The sequence below is a fragment of the Rhizobium indigoferae genome (assembly GCF_034554815.1).
Lineage (GTDB): Bacteria > Pseudomonadota > Alphaproteobacteria > Rhizobiales > Rhizobiaceae > Rhizobium > Rhizobium leguminosarum.
This window is the reverse complement of the sequence record NZ_CP140639.1, coordinates 1-14,329: the sequence shown is the minus strand read 5'-3', so window position 1 is coordinate 14,329 and position 14,329 is coordinate 1. Positions and strand designations below refer to the sequence as shown.

The window sequence follows — 14,329 nt, the reverse complement described above, 5'->3', positions numbered from 1 at the left end:
CTTGAGAGGCTAATACGCGCCGGGGCGCCAAAGTTGCCCCAAGTGGTTCATGATGCCAAGCACGTGTCTAGTTTCACCTGAAGGCATCGATCTCCGTGACCTGAGGTCATGATCAGGCATGGTCCCACGAACAGTGGAACTCTATCATGAAACAATCCGCCAATCTTTTCCTGCGCCAGAACCAGTCCCTGGTGATGACTCCGCAACTGATGCAATCCATCCGGTTGCTGAAGATGACGCATTTCGAACTCACCCAGTTCATCGCCCAGGAAGTGGAGCAGAATCCGTTGCTCGAATTTCAGGACGACGACGAGGCGGGTGGCGAAGCCGAAGATGGAGAGTATGCTCATCAGCCAGAGGATGCCGGCGGGGACGATGGCTATGACAATCGTGAAGAGGCGCTCTCCAGCGACTGGTATGACAATGGCGGCAGCGCCAGAACCAGCCGGCTGAACGACGAACTCGATGCCAATTACACCAATGTCTTTCCTGATGACGGAGCCCCGCAGCGCCTCGATGCGCCGGAACTCGTCAGCCAGTGGAAGTCGATGCCGGGCAGCGGTGAGGGCGCCGACTACGATCTCGACGATTTCGTCGCCGGTCAGGTGTCGCTGCGCGATCATCTCGCCCAACAGATTCCCTTCGCCCTGCCTGATATGGCCGACCGGCTGATCGCGCAGAATTTGGTCGACCAGCTCGACGACTGCGGTTATCTGCAGGCCGATATCGTCGAAACCGGCGAGAGATTGGGCACGAGCCTCGCTCAGGTCGAGCGCGTGCTCGCCACCCTCCAGAGCCTCGATCCGCCGGGCCTTTTCGCCCGCAGCCTTGCCGAATGCCTGGCGATCCAGCTCCGGCAGAAGGACCGATACGACCCGGCCATGCAGGCTCTGGTCGAAAACCTCGATCTGCTTGCCAAGTACGATTTCATCACGCTGAAACGGCTTTGCGGCGTCGACGAGGAAGATCTTCTCGACATGCTCGGCGAGATCCGTCAGCTCAATCCGAAGCCTGGCAGCGGTTTCGAGGCAGCTGTTTCCGAAGCGATCATACCCGACGTGGTCGTCAGAGCCTCCTCGGAGGGCGGCTGGCTGGTCGAGCTCAATCCGGATGCGATGCCGCGCCCGCTGGTCAACAAGTCCTATTTTTCGCGGGTGACTAAGAACGACGAAGCGCGCGCCTTCCTCTCCAGTTGCCAGGAGAAGGTCAGTTGGCTGATGCGCAACCTCGACGAGCGGGCAAATACCATCATGAAGGTGGCAAGCGAAATCGTCCGCCAGCAGGACGCCTTCCTGTTGCACGGCGTCGATCACCTGCGCCCGCTGAACCTGAAAACGGTCGCCGAGGCGATCGAGATGCATGAGTCCACAGTCAGCCGCGTCACGTCGAACAAATATATGCTGACGCCGCGCGGCCTCTTTGAACTCAAATATTTCTTCACTGTCTCAATCACCGCCGTCGCGGGCGGCGACAACCATTCGGCCGAGGCCGTGCGTCACAAGATTCGCGCGCTGATCATGCAGGAGAGCCCGGAGGCCGTGCTTTCCGATGACGATATTGTTGACATGCTGAAGAAGGGCGGCGTCGTTCTCGCCCGCCGCACGGTTGCGAAATACAGGGAGGCGATGAACATCGCCTCTTCGGTCCAGCGCCGCCGCGAGAAGCGGGCACTCGCCAAGGTCGCGGGCTTCTGACGCTATCTTCGACCCGGATCGAAGCATCCTGCTCTAAGCGGCGGCGCGACTTTGTGAAGGTAGCCCTTGAGTGAGGTTTGGATCGCGCCGGCGCCTCGATCCTCAATTACGTTGCGCTGATCCGTGACGAATCCACCTGGTTGCGGAACAGACCATACAACCGCTGCTCTAGGATTTTGGCAGCGGAACTCCAAGCATCACCGTCCAGATGGCAGAAGCCTTTGGAGCGGCCGGGGTGAACTGAGTGAGCATCGGGGCTCAGAGCCTCGCTCTCGTTTTTCAAAAAGCAATCAATCGGATCCAAATTGAGGAGCAGACGGCGCCTGCGGTCAATCAGCTGCGCCGCCATGGTTTAGACGGTGTAGTCCTGCCTCAATCGGCTTCGGCGCGTCAGCTATAGGTCGTCTATGCGACGGTTACGCGCAAAAACGAACTGAGACAAAGCTTGTATAGCCGGGCATCAGGCCATATTGCCACGTCAAAGGGCTGTCTTCACCAGCGAAGACCGGCTCGCAATCATCGAGCGGCTAATGTGCGATCTACAAGCTGATGTCCCTGTCGTATGCGGCGCATGGTTTTGATTCGATCACTTTTCTCGAATGCGACAGCTGATTGGTTGTCAGCTGTGGTTGCATCCCATCTTGTGGAACCACACTTTGGAGTGGCCTGAAATCTTCCAGCGGCCAGCACACGCTGCGGTCACGGTCCTCCTGCGTCGCCAAATGTGCGACCGACAAAGTTGCGAGGCCATACGCTGATATGGTTGGTGTCAATGTTGTCACGAAGTACGAATCAAGTGATCCAAGTTATCATCCGAAACAACCTGCTCAAACGAAGGCGCTTCACATATGAAGGCGATCCTCCGGCGCTTTGGGTCAATTGATCGGCAGATCATGATCCTTTATCTCAATATGGAGGGTGCGGCGACCATCGCCGAAGTCTCGGGGCGTTTGACGGACACCGTTGCCGGCCGAATCAGCGCGTCAAGCGCTTCCAAGCTACGATATAAGTCCCAAGAGTCATTACAATGAAACGGCGTCAACGGAATTATATCCCAGCTGTTGCTTATTCGAGTCAGTGAGCCAAAATTCAAAAAGTCTAGAGATGATGTCCCGAGAGGTGGTGTAGCTCGATAGCGGTGGTCATCGGCTTTTTCCGGTAGGGTTGGGTTGTTCAAGCACAACCTGATGGAAAGACCACCGATGACCAATGACATGATGGACCTGCGCTCGCGTGTTGAGAAGAGCGCTGATGCGGATTTGCTGCGCGAGATGATTGGCTTTGCGGCCGAGAAGTTGATGGAGCTGGAGGTTGGCGCGAAGACCGGCGCGGCCTACGGCGAGAAGAATGACTTTCGACTTGCTCAGCGTAACGGATATCGCGATCGCGACTGGGAGACCCGAGCTGGAACTGTTGAACTTCGAATTCCAAAGCTACGCACTGGCAGCTACTTCCCGAGCTTTCTGGAGCCGCGCCGCATGGCTGAGAAGGCACTGACCGCGGTGATCTTCAGGGTTTCGTTCAATTGCAGTGCGAGCAAATTGCCCTAATGCTATCCAGCCCGCCTCCATGTCGGCCATTCCTCCGATCAATGTCCCGACATGCCACTGGCGCAAGGAGATGCTGTGCGGGAAAAGGCTGATGCCCTCTTCAATGGCCGAGGGCGCCGTCTTCCAGTCCTCAATCTCTGTCGCCGCCCGGATTCGACGACGCAACGCGCGCTCCGGAGCATTGATTTCGCCTTCAGCAATGCGCTCGATTTCGGCATTTTTTGCTTCCGCGCTGGCGCGCCAGGTGCCGTCAATCACTTTTGGCAAAATGTCCTCGAGTGCATCCGGATGACCGATAAGGGCGATGCTGCCGTCTCGATCGACAACGAACGCCTGTGGAACATGAAAGAAGGGCTGGCATCAAGCCAATACTTATCCATTTCGCCTGAGTGATCGAATGCGATCCGAATGTTCGAATTCGGGAGCCTTTTAGTCACCCATGCGTCCACCTGAGCTCGGGCCTCGTCCGCCGTTGCAGCTTCCTCATTTGCTGCAACTCCGATGACCTCAACTTCGATGTCGCTGTATTCCTCCTGCAGCTGCGCCAAGTGGGACAGCGCCGGCCCGCAATAACTGCAGGTAGTCGAAAAGAAATCGAGGATGTATATCTTGCCGAGCTGGAAGTTGGAAGCGGATCGCCGCGCAGCCAGTGCTGCACTTTGATAGACGGGGCTGGAGAGCCAATACCCAAACCGAAGGTCATGTTTTGTTCTCCACCAGTGTTATCCGGCGCTTCGTGCGCCAGGAATAAGTGCGTCTTAGGTGTCGGGTCGAGCCGCCTTGATTTCGATCAATCATGCCCGCGAAACATCAACAGCGACAAAATCTCAACCGCGCCGATCATACCCGTACATCCCATCACAATACGAAGACACTGCCAAAAGTCGCCTCGTTCCCAACGAAAAATAGCGCTGCGCGGAGTGTTCCGCTGACCGCTATGCGATTATAGGTGTTCACGACGCTGATTGCGATCGCGGGATTGACGAGCTCTCATCAAAAACCTCGCGAACGGCTTTGTATGTCCTGTCCGGCACCCGGGTTCCGCAACGCGAGCGTGACCTCTCGACCGAGCGAGCGCGGCGCTCTTGTTGAAGAGGCCAGCGCCTTCCTGCCGGGCCTGCGTCAGCGCGAGTTTCTCGACCTTCACTCCTCTCGTGAGGAGTCCGCGTGTGTGCACGTCGAGGCAACAGGCACGATGAGCAAAGAGCTGAAGATCGTTGCCGGCGTTAAAATCCTCCGCAGGGAGACGGCGAAAGCTTCCACCGAATTGCCCGCGACGCAGAAACGGATCTGCTTTTCCATCATTCCAGCCACGTGTGACTCCATCCAACTTTAGGCACGAGGCGGCTCGTTGGCGTTGATGGCTCCGAACGGGCACTTCTAATGTTGTTAGCCGGCGCTCGATTGTGGGCGCAGTCGCTCCATTTTGTTGCCCGACGAGGCGCCAGTGCGTTTTTGGCCGACCTTAAGGAAATGCGTTTGCCACGCTGCTCAAGCCGCGGTCCGGAGAATGGGTTTATTGCAGCTTCAGCGCTCGAACCGTTCCAGCATCCTCTTCAATTGTGCGTTTTGCATTTGGAGCTTGCGCGCCAGCTGCTCCCGGAGCACCCTGATCTCTTCATCAAGGCTGATTGCATCGCCAGAAACGGCGGGAACACGTGAAGAAGGTGGGAGAACGACTGCAATCGCTTCCGCTTTCTTGTCCCGTCTGCTGCGCTTTCGCGTTGCACCTTCGCCAGGCTGCGAGGGCTTTGGTGCGTCGTGCGCGGCTGTATCGGCGTTATCGGACAAGACCAGATCAGCCGCCTCCACGGGCCTAGCGCCTTCGATATCTGCCGCGCCATCAACACCGCTTGTCGCATCTTCGGAATGATCCGGGTCCGCTGACACCGCGTCAGATTGATCGCTAGCGACCGGCTTCTCGTTGGCCTGACGGCCTGCGGCGTCCAACTCGTTGTTGCCTGCTGTTTCAGACGGCTTGGCGATGGCCAATACGTCCGGCTTCGCGTCATCGGTCGAGCCGTGTTCTTGCCTCTGCTGCCTTCGCGGGGACACCAGCCGGGCAAGAAAGTTCCAAGGAGACGCCATTTTATTCGACCTCGAATTCTACCCCGGTATGCATACCGCGAGCCAAAAGCGTTGGCGGCAGAACGAACCGCCGCCAAAATGTACACTTCAATAAGCATGAGAATGCGGCCAGCACTTGGCCGTCTGCTGCCAATCAACCGAGGTTGAGTCGCTTTCGCAGATCGGCATTTTCAGCACGGAGCTTCTCCGCCAGCAGCTTGCGCAGCCTCTGGTTTTCCTCTTCGAGTTGAAGAAGGTCCGCGATCTCATCAACTGCCGCCACCGGCGGTGCAGCCGCTATTTGCATAGCCTTCGGAGCACGTTTGACAGGCGCACGTTTGGCACTCACCGTACCTTCGTCAGACTTTGGCCTGCGTCCTCTCTTTTGCTTGCCAGCTGCGGCACTCGCAGCCGCTGCCGGTTGGACGGAAACGACGGCTGCGGCCGTTTCAGGCACTGCTTTCTTAGCGCGAGGTTTGCGCACTTTTTTCGATACATCGGGCGCCGCGGCGGCCGGTGTGTCAGCATTGATCATCGTATCGTTTTCGTCGGCCATCGTGGTCTCCTGTAAAGCCGATGCATTTGTCTCCTGCCCGATCGGCAGTGTCAATAACGGTCCGGCCTGTTCTTCTCCGGATACAAGCATCTCGCTGCTTTTTGCCTGAGGAGTTAATGACATAAATGGCATTGCGTCGTCCTGCAGATCTTGAGCAACGGACTTGAGATCGGTGTCTCCCCAAATCGAATTCGGTTTGGAATTGAGTTTTCGCCGACCTGATTTGTACTCGACGGCAAAGCTGCGCTGCACTTTTTTCACTTTAAGAAACCTCGGGTGTCTGTGGTAATTTTTCAGCGACGTCTTCAGTATCGCAACAAGCCTTTCAGATAACGACTGCAGTCCATTCGGTCTATCCTTTTTAAGTATTCGGCTCAAACGCGGCTCCAATCGCAGAGAACCACTTATGGTCGCAACTGTGACAAAACGATAGAATCGCAGCCGTCGGGAATAGTTCCGTTGACGCCGCTTCATTGTGACTGATTCTTGTTGACTACATCGCGTTCTGAGCGGACGAAATCGATGCGGGAGTCCGGGCCACCCCCGGCAGCATCTTGATCGTTTGTCCGTTTATCAAGAGGCGCACTGCCGAGCGCTTACTTTCGGTGCGACCGCCCGCGGATTGTCGGTGCCAGTGTCGCATTATCGCGGCATTCGGCCATAATGTTCACTTAATACCGCGCAATATTTAAAGCTATTCGGTAACCTCGGTAAGCCCGATGCTGGCCGCGAGTAACCCGGCAACTACCCAGGCCTTCTGGCGAACATTGACAGGCCCTACCCTCGGCAAATCATCTGCAAATGTCCTACACGACCGACTTTATCTCTGAACTGACCCGGGCGGCTAACGAGGTCGACAAGCTGAGCACTGACGAATACCGCTGCCTAGTCGAACGCGCGGTAAGGATGGTGCGGGAGATGCGCCTGGAAATCAGCACGCGCCCCAGCCGCGGAAATTGTGTTGTGATGGGGGAGCTCGAGATCGCTGCCTTGATGGCAGAGGCTGCTGCGAATAACGACGAAGTCGAGGGTGTTCTGCTCAACCTCGCCGGCATGATCCGAGCGCTGAAGATCATGGTGGATGAGAAGATTGACGTGCGGAAGGACGATTAAGCGAGTTGGTGTTGGCATGCCCAAACTCCCGTTTTATAGAGAACGTGAGTAGATATCGTTGATCCGCGTGACCTCGATCAGTTGGCATCCGCAAATTTGATCGCACATCTCCACATTAACCGTATTCCAAAGATCGTGGAGTGCCCTAACTCGGCCGACATTGTCCATTGTCATGCTCTTTAAAAACTCGATGTGTTGCCCGCGTAGGCAATTGCGAACGGCTTTCGCCAAAACAATGATCGCCCGCATCGACGATCTTCGCAGCTTCTGGGTTGATCGCGATGGAGCCTCGGCGAGGAACGCCCAGGTCGTGCTGCCGCTTGCCCGCGAAGTTAGTAAAGCTTCGCCGGCTATGTGCGGGGATTACTGTTCGTTAACATTTGCGCATCGCCCGCGCGGACTCGCGTTGCAGCGTTTCCAGCAGATGCAATGCTCGATGAGCTAGCCACGCGGGACAAAGATGTGGTCGTGGTGATATGCTGCCACCATGTTGCACGGTATGCCAGCTTCTGCGAGAGAGGCAGCAACGCCCGCCGTAAGGCCGACGCCATCGAGCGCAGAATTCACATTGAGGGTGATCTGGCGCATCGCAAGTGAAGTTTCGAACCCCGCTTCGTGGGCCTCTCCTTTCTCAAGGATGACTGTCAAACCTTCTCTTTCGTGAAATGTCCCAATCGGATTCAGATTGTGGACTTTGCTCCCTCCGTTGGGTATCGAGCAGAACACATACTCGCCGTCTTTGAGCGAGGGCGTCATGTTCGACAGCATTTCGAACTTGTCTCGCGACACAATAGTCATTTTAGCGGTCTCCTTTGCCTATCATCATGATGTCTTAGGTGTTCATTGTCTAAGACGGGGCGCGAACAAATGAGATTTCCTTAACTGGCATAAGGCAGATTGACGATGTTGGATCGATGGTAAGCGACAAGCCGGGGCCGTTCAGGCGGCGTAGTTCCATGGCATGAGCGCGTCGATTTCACTGCTGGGCCATCCATTCGCAAGGCGCTCAAGCGTCTGGGTCAACCAAGCTTGCGGATCGACTGCATTCATCTTTGCCGTTTGCAGGAGCGTCGCGATGGTCGCCCAAGTCCGGCCGCCACCGTCGCTTCCAGCGAATAGACTATTTTTTCTCGTGATCGCTTGGGGTCTGATTGCTCGCTCGACTATGTTGGAGTCGAGTTCGATGCGGCCGTCGGTCAGGAAGCGCTCGAAGATGTCTCGACGCGAGATGGCATACCGCAGAGCTTCGGCGAGTTTGGATTTTCCAGAGACCCGCGGCAGGGTCGCCTGCCAGAGAGTGAAGAGGTCACGGACGATCGCTGCGGAGATCTCCTGGCGTGCAGCGACACGAGCTTCAGGGTTTTGGCCGCGCACACGCTCCTCGATCTCCCATAACCTCGCCATACGCTCGACGGTGTCGGTAGCGATTTTCGAGCTCTTTGCGACATGCAACTCGTAGAACTTTCTCCGGCTGTGCGACCAGCAGCCGGCCAGGATGGCGCTGTCATTGCCTCCATCTTTCCGGACGAGCTTGTTATAAGCGGCATATCCGTCGACCTGCAGGATTCCACGATAGCCGCTCAGGTGTCGTGCGACACACTCGGTGGCTCGACTGTCCTCGAAGCGATAGGCTACCATCGGTGGACCGCTGCCCCCAAAAGTCCGGTCATCCCTGGCATACGCCCATAGCCATGCCGTCTTCGCTGATCCGGAACCAGGTGCAAGTGTGGGCAAGGTCGTTTCGTCGGCAAAGATCCGTTCGGCCTTCTTGATCTCATCGAGGATGTAGTCGGCGAGGATATTGAGCTCGAACCCCAGCTTGCCCATCCATTGAGCCATCAGCTTGCGGTCGAGTTCGACCTTGTCGCGTGCGTAGATGGCTTCCTGGCGATAGAGTGGCAGCCCGTCGGCATATTTGGAAACGGCGATCTGGGCCAGAAGTGCTTCCGTCGGAATGCCACCTTCGATGATATGTGCCGGAGCCGCCGCCTGGACGACACCATCCTCATTCCTAAAGGCATACTTCGGCCGGCGGGTGACGATGACACGGAACTTCGCTGCCACGACATCCAGCCGCTCGGAGACGTCTTCTCCAATCAGGATTTTGGTCTTACCTGCATGTTCTGGAAGCTCTTCCGGTTCGATCACGACCTCGACGCGCTCAAGATGAGGCGCAAAGCCCTTGCGTGGCCGCGGAGCGCGTTTGCTGTCCGCGCTACCGCGGCCTTTCGTGACCTGAGCCTTGATCGTCGCAATGCCGGTCTCGATCTCTTCGAAGACAAAGGCATGCTGCTCGTCATCGACGGTGGATGACGCAAGCCTTTCCGAGCGTCGGCCAAATCGGGCGCGATCGAAAGCCTTCAGGATCTGCGTCAGCCGCTCGATGCGCTCATCGGCGTCCGCGTTGCGGGCCTCTAGATCGTCAACCTGCTTCTCCAAAGCCTCGACGCGGGCTGCTTTTGCGGCCATGGCAAGAACCATGGCTTTGAGAGCCTCTACATCATCCGGGAGCTCAATCTCGGGCCGCGTCATGGGTATGATCAGAGCATATTTTGCCGCGCTCCGCCCATGTTTTCAGGGACCTGATTCACTTCGCCGCAGCGGTTTTACCCAACAATCTCGGGAGGCTTCACCGGCGTGGATCGAACCCGCTTCCAGTCCATTCCGTCGACTAAAGCCAGAAGCTGGGCATGATTGAGCTGGACGCGATGATGGCCGATCCGGGGCCAGCAGAACTGGGCTTTTTCCAGCCGCTTCGCATAGAGGCAAACGCCGGAGCCATCCCACCACACGATCTTGACTCGGTCTGCTCTCTTGGCCCGAAAGACATAAAGTGCACCGTTGAACGGATCACTGCCAGCATCCCGTACCAGCGAAAGCAAGCTGTCCGGCCCCTTTCGGAAGTCGATGGGATGGCTCGCAAGAAAGACCTTCACGCCGGACGGGATCATGCCGACCGCACCGCTCGGATCACCCGCTGCAGGTGTGCTTCGCCGATATCTGCGTCGGCCCGGATAACGACGTCGCCGATGATAAGCTCGATCATCGCACGTGTGCCAATCGTCCCAGTCTCTGTCTGACCAGCCCGATCTTGCGAGGAGGATCGTTGTCCGTCACGAGCATCACGACGCCAGCCAAATAGCTGCGAGGGATGTATGCCGATGCGATGCGCAATGGCCGAGACGCTTGCGCCGGGCTCCATTGCCTCAGCCACAGCCCGCGCTTTAAAATCATCGGACCAGCGGCGCCGAAATTGCCGTGGGGCGCCCTCAAGCCGTTCCGGAACAGCCTCGATCATATGGAAGTTTCTAGTTCCAGAGCTAGGCGCAGACATAGAAGCTCACAGTTTGTGAATCGTCTGTCCGCAATACAGCGGCCAACGCATCTGACGCCAGATGGGGTCAGCTTGTCGCTTACGATCGATGAGCGGGCCGCCAAAGTACTTCGGATTACGCCTTCGGCGGTCCCGCAACATATTAGAGCGCTTGAGGAAAAGACTGGCGGTCTTGATCGTCCGCGGTCACCCGTGCCGGCCTACCCCATTTGGAGAGAGGATATTCCGTCACGCCGCACGGCACTCGCACGACAACGCTGACTCCTTCTTAGAGGCATGGCTACGTATGAAGCAAGGTTCTGCTCGCTTTACTCGCTCTTCCCGCAATTTGGCGTCATCCGGACATCTTTCGCGATGCGCCCCTATAAATCCAACGGTCCGTTACCTCTCGACAGCGCCGGCATCCTTTAGTGTCGCGGTAACTCACAGGGTGGCTCCTGCGTCGGGGTCGGGGTAAAAATCACTCATGCGACAATGTTAGGCCGTAAGCCGTCGTCAGGGCCGCAGACTATGCCGCCTAAGAGTTCAATGAGTCGATTACCAGTTCGACCGAAGCAGCTGATCAGCTTTCTGATGGACACATCGGCAACGCAGGCAAGAAGGTGGGCAAGCCAGGCTTGGGCTTCGACGCCGTTTAGATTGGCGATCGTCGTGGCAGAGTCTGGACGGAATGTGAAATTTACTCGTGGGCACGATCATGGACCTTCCCTGCCCCATTGACAGGATGCTCCAAAAAACTGCGCCACCGATACAACGAGGGGCGCGTTTGCCTAGGGGCCGGGGCCAACCGTTTTGTCGCGCAGGTTCCAATTCAACCGAAGGTCCAGCCTCGTCCCGGCCGTCGTTCGACCGTTGTCAGGCATCTGCAAAAAGCTTCCCATTCATGTACTTTAGACCGGTGTCGCTCGCGACCGTGACGACCGTCTTACCCTGCCCCAACTCCATGGCCAAACGAATCGCCGCAGTGACGTTGAGGCCCGTGGACGTACCGACCAACAATCCTTCCTCCCGTGCCAGCTGGTGGCACATAGTGCGTGCTTCTTCTTCCGGAATGCTGCGCGCTTCGTCGTATAGATCGTGATTGAGCAAAGGCGGAACGAAGCCTACCCCTATGCCCTCGACATGGTGGGTTCCGGCCCACCCCTCCGATATGACAGGTGAAGTGGCCGGCTCCAGAACCACGATCCGAACCGACGCTGAGCGCGACTTCAGAATCCTTGCCACGCCCATTGTCATTCCGGCCACACCAACTGCGCCACAGAAGGCGTCGATACCGTCTGGAAATTGTGTGACCAACTCGTGGCCGATTTCCTCGTAGCCAATCAAGGCGTCACGGTTGTTAAACTGGTCCGAATAATAGCAGTCCGACCGGTTGGAGACCTCCTGCGCGTGACGAATCATAGACGGAATTAGATCGGCCGAGATTTCACCGGACGGGCTGTGGATCAGATCAACGGTCGCGCCAAAGCTGCGCATGGTACGCAACTTCTCCATGGCAAAGGCCTTTGAAGAGGCCACGATGAGATGATAGCCTTTCACTGCGCAAACGAAGGCGAGCGAGGACCCAGTGCTTCCCCCACTCGCCTCGACTACTGTCATTCCTGGCTTCAAATCCCCGCGGCGCTCAGCCTCTTCAATGATGGATTTTGCCATGCGGTCTTTATACGAGCCTGTCGGGTTGAAATACTCGAGCTTCACAAAGACTTGAGCGCTTCCGTCCGGTACGACGCGACGCAGGCGTACGACCGGTGTATTGCCAATAGCGTTGAGCGCGGACTCGACGGGTGGCGGGGGGCTCAGTTGCATGTTTTATTTGTCCTTCCGGTTGATCGTCTAGCGTCTATTGGGCAAGCCACCCGGGTGAACCGCGTGTTGAGTTTTCGATGGGGCGTCAACTGTGCCGGTGTGCGTTGCGGGATGGTTTTCGGGGGTCTAATCCGTTGGACGGCCGCCCCGGCTTTAGATGTAGCCTTCCGCTCTACCAGCAAAACGGTCACTTCCGTATCTGAGGGTCGAAGGCAAAGATCGAGGTGGGGAAAACCGGCGGATTGAGCGCTCCATGATAATCCAGGATGTCGTGGCCTTAACGGATCGAACGAGTGGCAAAATCCCTGGAAACCTGGCCGCGTCAAAATTGTGGGCTCCTTTTGGCGAGCATCCTAACTTAGAACTACGCTAGCAATCTTGCTAAAGACATAAGCAACATTGCCATATTTTAGCAGGTCAGCAAAGCTGGAGGGCCGTTCTCGAACAATCCTTCCAATCTGCCTGTTGCGTCATCTTCGCTCGAAAGGGCGAAGTTCTGCAACGGGCTGTTGAGTTGCACTGAGATCTGATTGAGTGGATGGACATGAGCCAGCAGGAGTTCCTGGCTCGATGCAAAACATCCAACGAGATCATACAGCGGATTCCCACGAAGTTTCCCGAGAGACTGCTGAACCCTGGAATCGGGCGCGCGCGCTCCGATCGGCATCTCATGCCGAATTTGCGAGCGAAAGAACTGCGCCAGCCGCACCATTCCCCCTTGAAGAGTCGGTTGGTGATCGAACCTCACAGCCGAGGTTCCCCCGCCCTACCCCTGAAAACTGCGCCGGAATTGAACAGCATGCAATTGAAGCGCGACCCGTGAGTTGCTGCACCCATCTTCCTTGAAGAGTTGAGCCGTGGAAGAAGCTGTTCAGCGATGTCAGCGCGGCGCATCGCATATCTTTTCTAGAATCCCTAGAGCGGATGCGGTCCTTCGGATCCTCGACGCGTCGAAATCCGCGTCATTCTCCAGAGCTGTCACCTCTTCCACAGTCAAACCAGTGGTTTCTGCGACGTCGTCCAGCGAATAGCCGCGAGCCAGGCGAGCTTCTGCAATCAGAGCGCCAACAGAAGGGGCAACTGGGGATTTCGCAATCTTCGAGACCACGTTCATGTCGTTTAAGGCTCCTTTTGGCGGCCGGAAAACGTGCATCCGTTTTCTAGTTCCACCGCTGCCGACCGCGTCCGGCAACGGACAGTTTCTTCGATCTCCGCGGGCGCTCTTTCTATCAGTTTACGCAGCGGAGTACAGGTCTGACGCGATCAGGGCGGACAACCCTTGCATGGCAGCGGACGAGAGGTAACCCCAGCTCCCAGCTCCCAGCTCCCAGCTCCCAGCTCCCAGCTCCCAGCTCCCAGCTCCCAGCTCCCAGCTCCCAGCTCCCAGCTGCCGCGCGCACTCACGAAGGCCCACAAGCAGCTTCCGATCTGGCAGGAGCGTTCGCCCCGGAAGGGAAGCTCGTGGGAAGTGATCTACTGATCATTTCCAAGCGGCGAGCGATGGACAAACATTCGAGAATTGCCTCGGCGCGATACGCTCATGGCCCGCAGGTTTGGCCAGAGCGTGTGAGAAACTTGCCGGGCGCTGTTGATCGGCCGTCGTCTTGAAGAGATCGCCGAAGAACGGCGCATCGGGATCAAGCGCGGCCTGAGCTCAGGGGTCTTTCATAGTCTTGGCAACTTAAGGATAGTGCAACTTCGAACGCCAAGATGCGAGCAAACCCCGCATCGTGTTTAGTGTTCGCCTCAGTTCTTGGTGACGAAGTCCTTGACGTTGGCAGGCGTGACGAGCTGAAGGGAATGTAGATCTTCTTTTCGACCCTTCGCCCTTAGCAAGCTTGAGTGCGGTATCGAGCGAGCGCTTGCTCTGGCCGGCGGTATCCTGGAACACGGTAACGTCGAGATCGCCCACCTGCATGGCGGCAAGCGCGTCCTGCGTGGCATCGACGTCGCTCACGACGACGACCCTGCTCAAATCCTTGCCGGTCTTTTGAAACGGCCGATCGTGCCGTGGCTGCCTTGCGGCGGGCAGATTTCGGACGTGCGCAATCGAGCATGCGGTTGAGAACGGCGCAGCCGATGACGACTTCGGTCTGCTCACCAGGCCGCGACCTCGCCCGCAGACGCCGCCCGATGATGGACTTGTATCGCCCGATTGCCGTTTCGACCGGCGAGCGTTTGCCGTAGCTGTTAGAGAACTGCCATTCAT

13 protein-coding genes and 6 pseudogenes are annotated in these 14,329 nt (G+C 57.2%); 7 read left to right on the top strand and 12 right to left on the bottom strand.

Features of this window, described 5'->3' with window-relative positions; all coding sequences use genetic code 11:
• The first annotated feature begins 146 nt into the window (after positions 1-146).
• On the top strand, positions 147-1,694 hold the full coding sequence (gene rpoN / locus U5G49_RS35365; RefSeq protein ID WP_193446687.1) for an RNA polymerase factor sigma-54: 1,548 nt from the start codon (positions 147-149) through the stop codon (positions 1,692-1,694).
• Between the two features lie 106 nt (positions 1,695-1,800).
• Here the strand turns inward: rpoN and U5G49_RS35360 are convergent, their stop codons facing one another.
• Positions 1,801-2,043 (bottom strand): hypothetical protein, encoded by a 243-nt coding sequence (locus U5G49_RS35360; RefSeq protein WP_193446686.1) that lies wholly within the window; start codon positions 2,041-2,043, stop codon positions 1,801-1,803.
• Positions 2,044-2,069: 26 nt separating this feature from the next.
• Here U5G49_RS35360 and U5G49_RS37240 point away from each other — a divergent pair.
• The 3 genes and pseudogenes from U5G49_RS37240 to U5G49_RS35350 all read left to right on the top strand — a co-directional run.
• Positions 2,070-2,294 (top strand): annotated as a pseudogene (locus tag U5G49_RS37240) (coproporphyrinogen III oxidase); the annotation flags it as partial.
• Positions 2,295-2,896: 602 nt separating this feature from the next.
• A pseudogene (locus tag U5G49_RS35355) lies at positions 2,897-3,202 on the top strand (transposase); the annotation flags it as partial.
• Positions 3,203-3,319: 117 nt separating this feature from the next.
• Positions 3,320-3,637 carry a hypothetical protein gene (locus U5G49_RS35350; protein WP_284200615.1) on the top strand — a complete coding sequence of 106 codons (318 nt, stop codon included), beginning with the start codon at positions 3,320-3,322 and terminating at the stop codon, positions 3,635-3,637.
• 38 nt (positions 3,638-3,675) lie between these two features.
• Here U5G49_RS35350 and U5G49_RS35345 read toward each other — a convergent pair.
• Positions 3,676-3,846 (bottom strand): annotated as a pseudogene (locus U5G49_RS35345) (TlpA family protein disulfide reductase); the annotation flags it as partial.
• A 347-nt stretch (positions 3,847-4,193) separates the two neighbouring features.
• Here U5G49_RS35345 and U5G49_RS35340 point away from each other — a divergent pair.
• The gene (locus U5G49_RS35340; RefSeq protein ID WP_193446685.1) at positions 4,194-4,580 is read left to right on the top strand and encodes a hypothetical protein; all 387 of its coding nucleotides are present in this window, start codon (positions 4,194-4,196) and stop codon (positions 4,578-4,580) included.
• A gap of 191 nt (positions 4,581-4,771) precedes the next feature.
• Here the strand turns inward: U5G49_RS35340 and U5G49_RS35335 are convergent, their stop codons facing one another.
• Together U5G49_RS35335 and U5G49_RS35330 are read right to left on the bottom strand one after the other, a co-directional pair.
• On the bottom strand, positions 4,772-5,332 hold the full coding sequence (locus U5G49_RS35335; protein WP_193446684.1) for a hypothetical protein: 561 nt from the start codon (positions 5,330-5,332) through the stop codon (positions 4,772-4,774).
• Between the two features lie 133 nt (positions 5,333-5,465).
• Complete coding sequence (locus U5G49_RS35330; protein WP_193446704.1) at positions 5,466-6,128, bottom strand: transcriptional regulator; 663 nt, start codon at positions 6,126-6,128, stop codon at positions 5,466-5,468.
• 540 nt (positions 6,129-6,668) lie between these two features.
• Here U5G49_RS35330 and U5G49_RS35325 point away from each other — a divergent pair.
• Entirely contained in the window at positions 6,669-6,980 is a 312-nt protein-coding gene (locus U5G49_RS35325; protein WP_193446683.1) for a hypothetical protein, read from the top strand.
• A 373-nt stretch (positions 6,981-7,353) separates the two neighbouring features.
• Here U5G49_RS35325 and U5G49_RS35320 read toward each other — a convergent pair.
• The 5 genes and pseudogenes from U5G49_RS35320 to U5G49_RS35300 form a co-directional block, all read right to left on the bottom strand.
• Positions 7,354-7,778 (bottom strand): annotated as a pseudogene (locus tag U5G49_RS35320) (ACT domain-containing protein).
• Between the two features lie 141 nt (positions 7,779-7,919).
• Complete coding sequence (locus U5G49_RS35315; RefSeq protein WP_130820205.1) at positions 7,920-9,512, bottom strand: IS66-like element ISRle3 family transposase; 1,593 nt, start codon at positions 9,510-9,512, stop codon at positions 7,920-7,922.
• A 74-nt stretch (positions 9,513-9,586) separates the two neighbouring features.
• The gene (tnpB, locus tag U5G49_RS35310; protein ID WP_003592504.1) at positions 9,587-9,931 is read right to left on the bottom strand and encodes an IS66 family insertion sequence element accessory protein TnpB; all 345 of its coding nucleotides are present in this window, start codon (positions 9,929-9,931) and stop codon (positions 9,587-9,589) included.
• Positions 9,928-10,278 (bottom strand): transposase, encoded by a 351-nt coding sequence (locus U5G49_RS35305; protein ID WP_082935752.1) that lies wholly within the window; start codon positions 10,276-10,278, stop codon positions 9,928-9,930. Before U5G49_RS35305 ends, tnpB begins: the two co-directional genes overlap by 4 nt.
• Positions 10,279-11,169: 891 nt before the next feature.
• Positions 11,170-12,120 (bottom strand): PLP-dependent cysteine synthase family protein, encoded by a 951-nt coding sequence (locus tag U5G49_RS35300; RefSeq protein ID WP_284200567.1) that lies wholly within the window; start codon positions 12,118-12,120, stop codon positions 11,170-11,172.
• Between the two features lie 635 nt (positions 12,121-12,755).
• On the opposite strand from U5G49_RS35300, the gene U5G49_RS35295 reads away from it, so the two are divergent.
• Positions 12,756-12,842: a short-chain fatty acyl-CoA regulator family protein gene (locus U5G49_RS35295; protein ID WP_322790969.1), complete on the top strand. Its 87-nt coding sequence runs from the start codon at positions 12,756-12,758 to the stop codon at positions 12,840-12,842.
• A 158-nt stretch (positions 12,843-13,000) separates the two neighbouring features.
• On the opposite strand, the gene U5G49_RS35290 is transcribed toward U5G49_RS35295, so the two are convergent.
• The 3 genes and pseudogenes from U5G49_RS35290 to U5G49_RS35280 all read right to left on the bottom strand — a co-directional run.
• A complete protein-coding gene (locus tag U5G49_RS35290; RefSeq protein WP_284200568.1) occupies positions 13,001-13,234 on the bottom strand; it encodes a helix-turn-helix domain-containing protein in 234 nt (77 codons plus the stop codon).
• A 632-nt stretch (positions 13,235-13,866) separates the two neighbouring features.
• Positions 13,867-14,104, bottom strand: a pseudogene (locus U5G49_RS35285) (rhizopine-binding protein); the annotation flags it as partial.
• A 37-nt stretch (positions 14,105-14,141) separates the two neighbouring features.
• A pseudogene (locus U5G49_RS35280) lies at positions 14,142-14,327 on the bottom strand (IS5/IS1182 family transposase); the annotation flags it as partial.
• Positions 14,328-14,329 lie beyond the last annotated feature (2 nt).

Bases quoted from the DNA above. Each gene is read 5' to 3' on its own strand.
- rpoN (WP_193446687.1), top strand. From the start codon at position 147: ATGAAACAATCCGCCAATCTTTTCCTGCGCCAGAACCAGTCCCTGGTG.
- U5G49_RS35360 (WP_193446686.1), bottom strand. From the start codon at position 2,043: ATGGCGGCGCAGCTGATTGACCGCAGGCGCCGTCTGCTCCTCAATTTG.
- U5G49_RS35335 (WP_193446684.1), bottom strand. From the start codon at position 5,332: ATGGCGTCTCCTTGGAACTTTCTTGCCCGGCTGGTGTCCCCGCGAAGG.
- U5G49_RS35325 (WP_193446683.1), top strand. From the start codon at position 6,669: ATGTCCTACACGACCGACTTTATCTCTGAACTGACCCGGGCGGCTAAC.
- U5G49_RS35315 (WP_130820205.1), bottom strand. From the start codon at position 9,512: ATGACGCGGCCCGAGATTGAGCTCCCGGATGATGTAGAGGCTCTCAAA.
- tnpB (WP_003592504.1), bottom strand. From the start codon at position 9,931: ATGATCCCGTCCGGCGTGAAGGTCTTTCTTGCGAGCCATCCCATCGAC.
- U5G49_RS35305 (WP_082935752.1), bottom strand. From the start codon at position 10,278: ATGATCGAGGCTGTTCCGGAACGGCTTGAGGGCGCCCCACGGCAATTT.
- U5G49_RS35300 (WP_284200567.1), bottom strand. From the start codon at position 12,120: ATGCAACTGAGCCCCCCGCCACCCGTCGAGTCCGCGCTCAACGCTATT.
- U5G49_RS35290 (WP_284200568.1), bottom strand. From the start codon at position 13,234: ATGAACGTGGTCTCGAAGATTGCGAAATCCCCAGTTGCCCCTTCTGTT.